Origin of the sequence: Tepidibacter thalassicus DSM 15285 (genome assembly GCF_900129915.1) — a bacterium.
In the GTDB taxonomy this organism is placed as follows: Bacteria; Bacillota; Clostridia; order Peptostreptococcales; family Peptostreptococcaceae; genus Tepidibacter; species Tepidibacter thalassicus.
The window spans coordinates 1-10,629 of the sequence record NZ_FQXH01000041.1 but is presented as its reverse complement, the minus strand read 5'-3'; the positions used below and the strand labels follow the sequence as shown (position 1 = coordinate 10,629).

Annotated in this window: 10 protein-coding genes and 3 rRNA genes; 2 read left to right on the top strand and 11 right to left on the bottom strand. The window is 27.1% G+C overall.

The window, feature by feature from the left end:
- Positions 1-243: ribosomal RNA gene (locus BUA19_RS11090) — 16S ribosomal RNA — on the bottom strand; the annotation flags it as partial.
- Between the two features lie 150 nt (positions 244-393).
- On the bottom strand, positions 394-990 hold the full coding sequence (locus BUA19_RS11085; protein WP_084602062.1) for a DUF4230 domain-containing protein: 597 nt from the start codon (positions 988-990) through the stop codon (positions 394-396).
- A gap of 64 nt (positions 991-1,054) precedes the next feature.
- On the opposite strand from BUA19_RS11085, the gene BUA19_RS11080 reads away from it, so the two are divergent.
- Positions 1,055-2,650 carry a putative manganese-dependent inorganic diphosphatase gene (locus BUA19_RS11080; RefSeq protein ID WP_072726492.1) on the top strand — a complete coding sequence of 532 codons (1,596 nt, stop codon included), beginning with the start codon at positions 1,055-1,057 and terminating at the stop codon, positions 2,648-2,650.
- An 84-nt stretch (positions 2,651-2,734) separates the two neighbouring features.
- Here the strand turns inward: BUA19_RS11080 and BUA19_RS11075 are convergent, their stop codons facing one another.
- Genes BUA19_RS11075 through BUA19_RS11065 form a run of 3 tightly spaced genes read right to left on the bottom strand, consistent with a single transcriptional unit; the run spans position 2,735 to position 4,943 of the window.
- The gene (locus tag BUA19_RS11075) at positions 2,735-3,256 is read right to left on the bottom strand and encodes a peptidylprolyl isomerase (RefSeq protein ID WP_072726490.1); all 522 of its coding nucleotides are present in this window, start codon (positions 3,254-3,256) and stop codon (positions 2,735-2,737) included.
- A gap of 49 nt (positions 3,257-3,305) precedes the next feature.
- Positions 3,306-4,313: a hypothetical protein gene (locus tag BUA19_RS11070; protein ID WP_072726489.1), complete on the bottom strand. Its 1,008-nt coding sequence runs from the start codon at positions 4,311-4,313 to the stop codon at positions 3,306-3,308.
- A gap of 12 nt (positions 4,314-4,325) precedes the next feature.
- Positions 4,326-4,943, bottom strand: a complete 618-nt coding sequence (locus BUA19_RS11065; protein ID WP_072726487.1) for a metallophosphoesterase — start codon at positions 4,941-4,943, stop codon at positions 4,326-4,328.
- Positions 4,944-5,060: 117 nt separating this feature from the next.
- On the opposite strand from BUA19_RS11065, the gene BUA19_RS11060 reads away from it, so the two are divergent.
- The gene (locus BUA19_RS11060; protein WP_178137500.1) at positions 5,061-5,222 is read left to right on the top strand and encodes an aspartyl-phosphate phosphatase Spo0E family protein; all 162 of its coding nucleotides are present in this window, start codon (positions 5,061-5,063) and stop codon (positions 5,220-5,222) included.
- A 35-nt stretch (positions 5,223-5,257) separates the two neighbouring features.
- On the opposite strand, the gene BUA19_RS11055 is transcribed toward BUA19_RS11060, so the two are convergent.
- From BUA19_RS11055 to BUA19_RS11030, 6 genes are all read right to left on the bottom strand, one after another.
- Positions 5,258-5,848: an AAA family ATPase gene (locus tag BUA19_RS11055; RefSeq protein ID WP_072726485.1), complete on the bottom strand. Its 591-nt coding sequence runs from the start codon at positions 5,846-5,848 to the stop codon at positions 5,258-5,260.
- Between the two features lie 135 nt (positions 5,849-5,983).
- Positions 5,984-6,754, bottom strand: a complete 771-nt coding sequence (locus tag BUA19_RS11050) for a patatin-like phospholipase family protein (RefSeq protein ID WP_072726483.1) — start codon at positions 6,752-6,754, stop codon at positions 5,984-5,986.
- Between the two features lie 10 nt (positions 6,755-6,764).
- Positions 6,765-8,057 (bottom strand): M18 family aminopeptidase, encoded by a 1,293-nt coding sequence (locus BUA19_RS11045; protein ID WP_242939287.1) that lies wholly within the window; start codon positions 8,055-8,057, stop codon positions 6,765-6,767.
- Positions 8,058-8,074: 17 nt separating this feature from the next.
- Positions 8,075-10,243 carry a DNA helicase PcrA gene (gene pcrA / locus BUA19_RS11040; protein WP_072726480.1) on the bottom strand — a complete coding sequence of 723 codons (2,169 nt, stop codon included), beginning with the start codon at positions 10,241-10,243 and terminating at the stop codon, positions 8,075-8,077.
- A gap of 94 nt (positions 10,244-10,337) precedes the next feature.
- Positions 10,338-10,454: ribosomal RNA gene (rrf, locus tag BUA19_RS11035) — 5S ribosomal RNA — on the bottom strand.
- 43 nt (positions 10,455-10,497) lie between these two features.
- Positions 10,498-10,629 (bottom strand): 23S ribosomal RNA (locus tag BUA19_RS11030); the annotation flags it as partial.

Below are 10,629 nucleotides of genomic sequence, written 5' to 3'. Positions count from 1 at the left end.
ATGGGACGCGGGCCCATCCTATACCGCTTTCGCTTTGACTATGATAAGATGCCTTATCTTAGCTTTATCTCGTATTAGCATACCTTTCGGTATGTTATCCGTGTGTATAGGGCAGGTTACCCACGCGTTACTCACCCGTCCGCCGCTAGGATCCAAGAGCAAGCTCTTTTCTCCTCGCTCGACTTGCATGTGTTAGGCACGCCGCCAGCGTTCATCCTGAGCCAGGATCAAACTCTCAAAATAAACTTCGTTACTGGCTTTACCTACTGTTTAGTTTTCAAAGTTCAATTTTTTTCGCGTTGTCTTAACGACAAGTAATAATATATCATCTTTGTTTTTCATTGTCAACACTTTTTTATAAATTTTTTCATAAAAATATAATATATAATTAAATTACTTATATTTTTCAAATACAATCTCTATTTTTTCATATCCTAAATCTCTTAGTATACTTTCCAATAATAACTTTGTATTTTTATCTGCTTCTTCCAAAAAACCATCTTCAACCAATTTTTTTTCTATATTCTTTTTCTCTTTTGTTATTTCATTGAATACATCTTTCATGCTCAATTTATTGAATAAGGAAGTCTTTTCATCATATACATATATATTCTTTTCATTTATATTATGCTCTAATATTTTAGAATTATTCAATTTTATTCTTATTTTTTTTTCTTTATTTTCAAGTATTTCTACATCATTAATATCAATACCAGCTTTTACAACTCCTTCATACTTTATTAAAAAAGATTTTTGTGTAAAAGGTATTTTTATATTTTGTATTTTTTTATCTTCTTTAAAGGATATTATATTACTATAGTAATATTTTGTCGTAGTGAGTTCTTTCATTTTAGATATTTTTTCTAAAATCACAGTCGAATTCTCTTGTTTATTATAAAAAACATCATTAAAATTAATTAATATCAAAAAAGAAACAACTACCAAAAATAAAATTGTCAGAATTTTATTTTTATTCATTTTCCCTATCAATATATCACTTCCTTTTGATATAATAATATTTTGAAGATTTAATAATTGAAAGGAGTAATTGCCAATGTCAATTTTAGTGTTCGGTCATAAAAATCCAGATACCGATTCAGTAACTTCAGCAATAGCCTTTTCCTATCTTAAAAACAAATTAGGTTTTGATACTAAACCATGTGTATTAGGTGATTTAAGAAAAGAGGCTAAATTCGTACTTGACTACTTTAAATTATCATATCCTAATTCAATAACAAATGTCAAAACTCAAGTTAAAGACTTAAATTACGACAAAGTAAAAGGAATTACTGCTGATTTTTCCATTTTACACGCTTACAAAATAATGGAACATAACAATTTAAAAACATTACCTGTAGTAAATGAAAATAATCAATTATTAGGTATAATCACTACAAAAGATATTGCTATGCAACTCATAAAAGGTGATGTTCATAATATAAAAACATCTCTTTCAAATATAGCTTCTGATTTAAACGGTAAAATACTTGTGAATTGTCATGATATTGTAAATGGCAAATTATCTATAATTGCTTTTTATTACAAAACTATCGAAGGTACATTATCTGAAAAAGATATTATAATCGTTGGCGATAGATACGATATTATCGAACATGCTATCGCCTCAAAAGTTCAATTAATTATTGTAACTGGCGGAAATGAAATTCCTGAAAAATATTTAAATTCTGCTAAAGAAAATAATGTATCAATAATTTCTGTTCCTTTTGACACTTATACAACTTCTAAATTAATAAATCAAACTAATTTTGTATCATCTATAATGAAGTCTGATATACTAAAATTTGAAGACAGCGAATATATAGACAATATAAAAGATGATATGTTAAGTACTAACTTTAGATATTATCCTGTAATAAATAAAAATAATATATTCTTAGGTTTTATGGAAAGAAAACATCTTTTAAATTCTAATAAGAAAAAAGTTATATTGGTTGACCATAATGAATTAGCTCAAAGTGCAGAAGGTATAGAACAAGCTGAAATACTCGAAATTATAGATCATCATAAAATCGGTGGTATATCAACTTCTGTTCCTATAAACTTTAGAAATATGACTGTAGGAAGCACCTGTACTATAGTTTATAATATGTTTAAAGAAAACAATATAGAAATACCTTATGAAATTGCAGGAATTTTAATATCTGGTATAATCTCAGATACTCTTTTATTTAAATCTCCAACTACTACAGATATGGATAAAAAGGCAGTAGAAGAACTCAATAAAATATTAAATTTAGATATAGAAAAATATGCTATGGAAATGTTTAAAGCAGGTACATCTCTTGAAGGATATAGTATAGAGCAAATAGTTAATATGGACTTTAAAGAATTCAATCTTGAAGGATTAAAAACAGGTATAGGACAAGTATTCACTTTAGATACTGATGCAATATTTAGTAAAAAAGACGACTTTTTAAATTATATAAATAATACTGAATACGATATATGCCTTCTCGCTATAACTGATATATTAAAAGAAGGCTCTTATTTACTGTATAAAGCAGAAGACAAACTAATTTCTACTGCCTTTAATGTAGAAGGACACCAAGGTGTATTCGTCGATGGAGCTGTTTCTAGAAAAAAACAACTAGTTCCAAAATTAACTGAAGCTATAAAATCAACTAAATAATTACAAAAATAAAAAAGAACTAAATTGATTTTTACTAATATACATCAATTTAGTTCTTTTTCTCATGTGAAATCTCATAGTTCTCTACATTTTTTCCACTTCTTCATAATCCACTTCAAATGTTTCAACTGTTACTTTTTTCATTTTTTGATCTTCATAAGGTTTATCTGAATAATCTCTATCTACATTAACAATTCTATCTACTTCTTCCATCCCTTCTATAACTCTACCAAAAGACGCATATTGACCATCAAGATGTGGTGATTTTGCAACCATTATAAAAAATTGAGAACCAGCCGAATTAGGATCCATAGTTCTAGCCATGGAGATTACTCCTCTTTCATGTTTTAAATTATTTGTATGTCCATTCATTGTAAATTCACCTTTTATAGAATATCCCGGTCCTCCCATTCCTGTTCCTTCAGGACATCCTCCTTGAATCATAAATCCCGGAATTACTCTATGAAAAGTAAGTCCATCATAAAATCCTTTTTTTACTAAAGATATAAAATTTCTAACTGTATTAGGAGCAATGTGAGGATACAGCTCTAATTTTATTAAATTTCCATTTTCCATCTCAATTGTAACAATTGGATTTTTTTGCATTTTTCTTTCAACTCCTTACTATTAATATATCAATTATTATATCAAATTTTTAATCTCTAGTTTTAATTATTTTATATTCTAAATCCATTATTTCTTTTATCTCTTTTTCCTCTAATTTTAGAAATATTTCTTTTCTATATTTTTGTGATAAAAGATTTTTAGACCTTAAATTATCTTCTATAACATCTGTCCAATTAATTTTTTTTCTATTATAATACACATCATAATCTACTATTCTAATTCCATTCTCTAAAAATTCCAACCCTACAAGTATTTTTTTTATATATTTTGGATCATAAAATGTAAAAAACCTAATTCTATACACTCCCACAGCCATAAATAACCTTGGATAATCTTTTGTCCAAGATTCTCCTAGTATAAATCCCAATTCTAATTCCTCTAATACTTTTAAAAGTCTTTCATAGTGAAGTTTATATGCCCCATATCTATCGTAAATTTTAATTTCTATTTCATACCAATCCTTATTACCAAGTCCTGCATTTAAATATTTAAGTGCATGTATTCTCAGTTTCTTAAATATATCTGAATATTTTTCATATATAAATAGAGATTTTTCATATATATCTTCTAAATTCATTGATTTTTTTAAAGGTTTTTCTGTAAATGCAAGTATAGTCCCTTTATCATTGTAATTATCTAATAAATCAATAATATGTCCCTCTTCTGCTATGTAATCTTCTTTTACTTTTTCTATTGTTTTTTCAATATCTCCAAAAGTTCTCATAAATATAATTCTAGGAGCAATTCTCGAAAAAGTTATACATTCTCTTATATTATCATTTAATACTTTACACAAAATAATATCCGGTTCTTCTTTTATTATTAAAATATCAATACATTCACTGCACCTTATTACCTCTTTAACTTTTTCTACTAAAAATATAATTGTATATTCTTCTCCAGCTTCTCGAAAAGCTGTAACTAAACAAGACTCTCTAACTGCACCTAGTTTATTTACAAAATATTCACTTAATTTATGTATATTTTTACTTTCAATTACTAAAAATTTAGATCCTCTTCTAATTATAGAAAACATTATACTGCCCCCCTATAAACCAACTTTTCCCTTTCCAAGTCTTTCATCATCTAATCCAAAAGGATAAGGAAGATTTATTATTTTTCTAGTGTCAATATTTATAATATTAATACTCTCTATTCCATTTAAATATATTTTTTTATTATCTATTTTACTTCTTATACTAAGATCATGACCAAATAAATTATATTCTAAAGGATTTTTAATTATTTCATTTGAATAATGACTTATCCTCAAATTTAGATTTTTTATTTTTATATTTTTACTTTTTTTTATTATGTATATTTTTTTAGATAATTCATTTATTATTTCTTCTTTATCGTGATTTCCTACACATACATATATTTCCTTAGCTTGTGAATTTTCAAGTATATCTATTAATTTCTTCAATCTTTTTTTGTATGTACTTAAAAGATAAGAACAAAATTCAAGTTTTATATTATCAACTAAATCTCCTGTATGAATAATATAATCAGGCTTCATTTCTTTTATTATTTTTTTTAAAGCATAAAAAAAACTATATGGCGTATCTGATATATGCAGAATTATCTCTTCACTCCTCTTTTTTAAATGTTTTGGCACATATACAAACCCCATGGCTCTATACAATATAGTTTTAAAATTTTTCATACAACCATCCTCTATAATCATGTATTTACTTCTTATTATACTGTAAATTTTAAAACACTAAACGTTTAATATTTATTTTTTGTGGTATAGTTTATATAAAAGAGAGGAATGATGTATATGGATATACATATACTCAAAAAACAAATAGAAGATACGAGAACTAAATTAAATATACTTATAAAAGATGAAAATGCTATAAAAAATAATGATGAAATATTAAAATTAAGCCAAAAATTAGACATTTTAATAAATATATATATATCTATAAAAAAACATTAACACATAAAAAACTGCTTATTTTCCAATAAGCAGTTTTATTTTACTTCTTCACATAATTCTTTAGTTTCTATATATTCCAAACCCAACATTTCTAATATTTTTCTTGCTCTTTCCTTTGTACTGCCACTTACTTCTACAAAATTAATATTCTCAGACTTTAAAAAAGTAAGTATAGCTTCATCCACTTGCTTTGCTAAACCTTCATCTTGCCATCTTACACCATCTTTTACATATCCAAATTCTCTCGGAAGAAATATTATATGATCATATTTTGAAATATCTTCAAGTGCTAAAGAATATAAATCCTTTAATATTTCAGTTTCTTTTTTACTTCTCTTTTTATTTCCAAGCATAAATCTTCCATAAATATAAGGTACAAAAGTAGCATAATCAGTAAGAGCATAATCAAACTCTTCTAATTGATCTTCTAATCTCTTTTGTCCTAAATATATACCATATTGCTCTGCTATAGATTCAATCATGCCTTTATCTCTTAAATATTCTGTCGAATATTCAAGTGCATAACCTACATTTAATCCTGCTATTTTCATTTCTACATAAAGATGTTGTATCAAAGTCGTTTTGCCACATCTTGGGCCTCCTAAAACCGCAATTCTCTTAGCCATCTATACTTCACTCCATAATTTCATTTTTTTTAAGACGACTAATACATTATACTAGTTTTTTGTATTTTATTCAACAAATAACCCTAAAATTTTTAATATTTCCAATAATTTTGTTCGTTATTCATTTGCATATATTCACATGCTCTTACCTATTTCATATCCTTCATTAAATAAATCACTACAAAAATCTTTTTCAAATCTCAATGTATCATTAGGTTTCATATATCTATTAGGTTCAATTATCACTATATCTTCCACATTGTAATAATTTAATATATAATCAGGTAATTTATAATCCCTTTTTAAAGATATTATAAATAACTTTTCTACTTTATCATTTATAAAAGGAGAAAGCAAATCATTGTTCACAATTCCTCCATCTAAATTATAGCCATCATAAACTCCATTCTCTACATCTTCTCTAAATTCATCAAATAATCTATTTGAATCAAAATTATCTACTAAATCTTTAATAGTTATCTCTTTATTTATTCTACAAGGAAGAAGCGAACTGTATTTTATATATTTTAACGCTTCATCCTTATTAACTTTAGATATATCAACTATAACTTCTTTTAAATTTTTATTATGTATATTTACATAATTAACATAAAAACTTTTAATATTTTCATCTTTTCCTTCGAGTTTATTTAAATTGTTTATAAGCTGTGAATTATCTATAACTTTTCCACAAATTTTCTGTGTTTTTAATTGTTCATCATGTATATTCATCCACACTTCTTTTAACTTATCTACATTATTTGTGTATATATAATATCCATTAATAGCTCCAATAGATGTTCCTGATACTACATTGAAATTTATTCCTCTTTCATAAAATCCATATATTACACCTGCATTAAATGCTCCTTTTGCTCCTCCTCCTGGTAAACAAATCCCAAACATATATTCCCCCCTAAATTTCATAAAATTTTAAAAAGCTTTTGTATATATAATAATGATCCATTACTCCTCCTAATTCCCTAATAGAATGCATTGCTAAAATAGGTGTTCCTATATCAATCGACGGTATATCAAGATGTGTTGATGAAATAGGTCCTATTGTTGACCCACCTCTCTCATCTGATCTATTTACAAATTTTTGATAAGGAATATCAGCTTCTTTACATATACTTTCATAAACTGCTATAGAATAACTATCACTTGTATATCTATAATTAGAACTTATTTTAATTACAGGTCCTTTATTTATAATTGGTCTATTTGTAGGATCATGTTTCTCTGGTTTATTTGGATGAACTGGATGAGCCATATCCGCTGAAATCATAAATGATGCATATATACTTCTAAAAAAATCTTCTCTATCTTTTCTAAGTGATAAATTTATTCTCTCAAGTACATTCCTCAACATAGGCGAATCAGCACCTTGCCTTGTCGCACTTCCTATTTCCTCATTATCAAACATTACAAATACATTTATTCCCTTTGTATTACCAGATTTTACAAAGGCATTAAGACTTGCATGAGCCATGGCTAAATTATCAAGTCTAGATGATGAAATAAACTCTTCATCTACTCCTATTAAAGTTCCTTTTTCATATTCATACAAAAATAAATCGAAATCCAATATATCCTCTATATCTACATTTAACTCTTTAGCTATTTCTCTCATCAAAAAATTATCCTTCTCAAAATTTTCACTTATCATTCCAAGTAATGGAATCATATCTATTTGTTTATTAAGCTCTATACCACTGTTTATATTTCTATTCATATGTATAGCTAAATTCGGAATTATACAAATAGGCTTATTTATATCTACTAAAACCTCTTTAGGTTTAAGTAAATTCTCACTTTTTAACGTAACTCTACCAGCTATAGATAAAGGTCTATCCATCCAAGTATTAAGTATTGGTCCTCCATAAACTTCTGTATTCAGCTTTAAATATGCCTTTTCACTTATCATCTCAGGATTAGGCTTAACCCTAAAAGAAGGAGCATCACTATGAGATGCTATTATCCTAAAACCTTCCTTTTCCACATTTTCAGAATTAATTACAAAAGCAACAATAGCAGAAGAATTTTTAGTTACAAAGTATTTCCCTCCTTCCTTTATATCCCATTTTTCTTCAAAAGAAAGTTCCTTAAATCCTTCTTTTTTTAATATTTTTTTACAGCTGTTCACAGCATGAAATGCAGTTGGACTATCACTAATAAATTCTATCAAATCCTTTGCAAACTCTTTCACGTCTTTTCCCTCCTTATTTATAAAATATTTAAATTTACATATTCTAAATTTATACTCTTTATTCCTTTATTTTCAAAAGCTATACTTACTATAGATCCTTTCTTAGAAACAACAGTACCTGTACCAAAAGTAGGATGTAATACTTTAGATCCAACATTCACATCGCTATTATCTATATTTTTTTCAACTGAAGATTTCATATACTTTTGTTTATATTTTTCAAGCAAATTACTTTTAGAACGAATTTTATTATTAGATTTATTTAAATTTAAATGTTCTACACATTCATTAGGAAGCTCATCTATAAACCTCGATACTCTAAAATAATTAGTATTACCATAAATAGTTCTAGACGTCGCATAAGTTAAAAACAATTTCTGCATAGCCCTAGTAATACCAACATAACACAGCCTTCTTTCTTCTTCAAGTTCAACATCATCTGTAAGAGCTCTAGATATAGGAAATATCCCTTCTTCCATTCCAGCTAAAAATACCACAGGAAATTCAAGACCTTTCGCAGTATGAAGAGTCATCAATGATACAAAATTAGCATCTTCATCAGTATAATCCATATCAGATATGAGCGAAATAGTAGCCAAAAATGTTTCTAAATCTTTTTCTTCACTAGTACTTTCAAATTCTACTGCAACAGATAAAAACTCTTTTAAATTTTCTATTCTAGTTTGATTTTCTACACTTTGAGTTTTTTCCAATTCTTTAATATATCCTGTATTTTCTAAAACTTTTTCTATAAACTTACTTATAGAATATATATCCTTCATAGCCATAAGAGATGACATAAGAGTTGTAAATTCATTTATTTTACTTTTAGCTCTAGTTGAAATATCTATACTATCTACATCAAGCAATACAGAATATATACTTTCTCCCTTTAACAAAGCTACATCTTCTATTTTTTCTAATGTTTTGAGCCCTATACCTCTTTTTGGCACATTTATTATTCTTTTCAAGCTTATATCATCAATCGGATTTTGTATTACTCTTAAATAAGCTATCAAATCCTTTATTTCTTTTCTTTCATAAAATTTTATACCCCCATATATTTTATACGGTATATTCTGTTTCATTAAAGCTTCTTCCAATGCACGTGATTGAGCATTAGTTCTATATAATATAGCAAAATCACTATAATTTCTACCATCATTTTTACTTATTTTTTTTATATTATAAGCTATAAAATCCCCTTCTTCTTTTTCATCAAAAGCCTTAAATATTTTTATTTTTTCTCCCCTATTACTTTGTGTCCAGAGCTTTTTATTTTTTCTAGTTATATTATTAGCTATTACACAATTTGCAGCATCAAGTATAGTTTGAGTAGACCTATAATTTTGTTCAAGTTTTACCACCAAAGCATCATTGTAATCTTTTTCAAATTCCAAAATATTTTTTATATCAGCTCCTCTCCATCCATAAATAGACTGATCATCATCTCCAACAACACATAAATTTCTATGTCTTTTAGCAAGCATATTTACAAGTTTATATTGAGCTCTATTAGTATCTTGATACTCATCTACCATTATATATCTGAATTTCCTTTGATAAAAATCCAAAACTCCTTTATTTGTTTCCAAAAGCTCTATTGTCTTCATTATAAGATCATCAAAATCTAAAGCATTATTTCTCATAAGTCTTTCTTGATATAAAGAATATATTTTCGCTATTGTACTCATCCTAAAATCATTTTCATGTATTTGCTGAAATTCTTTATGAGATATCAATTTATCCTTAGCATCAGAGATATGATTTATTATAACTTTAGGCTCATACATCTTTTCATTTATGTTAAGTTCCTTTATGCAATCTTTTACAAGTGTCATCTGATCTGATCTATCATATATGACAAATCCTCTTGTATATCCTATTTTATCTATATCTCTCCTTAATATCCTTACACAACAAGAATGAAATGTACTTATCCACATATCATTTGCATCTGAACCAATAATTCCTTCTACTCTTTCTTTCATCTCATTAGCAGCTTTATTAGTAAATGTAATCGCAAGTATATTAGAAGGCTTTATATTTAAATCTTTAATAAGATAAGCTATTCTATAAGTTAAAACTCTTGTTTTTCCAGAACCCGCCCCAGCTAATATCAAAACAGGTCCTTCAGTTTTAATTACTGCTTCTCTTTGTCTCGGGTTTAATGTATCTAAATTCATTTAACTCCTCCTTATCAAAATAAATCATAACTATATTTTAATCTAAAACCATCATACATTCAAATTCAATATTTACAAAAAATAAAAAAAGATTACGTGGCTACGTCCTACTCTCCCAGGAGGTCTCCCTCCAAGTACCATCGGCGCTGAGGAGCTTAACTTCTGTGTTCGGAATGGGAACAGGTGTATCCTCCTCGCTATTGTAACCACATAATCTTTATTTTTTTTCATACTTTCAAAACTGCACAGATTTATTGGTCAAGTCCTCGACCTATTAGTATCCATCAGCTGAACTCATTACTGAGCTTACACCTTGGACCTATCTACCAGGTAGTCTTCCTGGGGTCTTACCCTTACGGTGGGAAATCTTATCTTGAGGGTGGCTT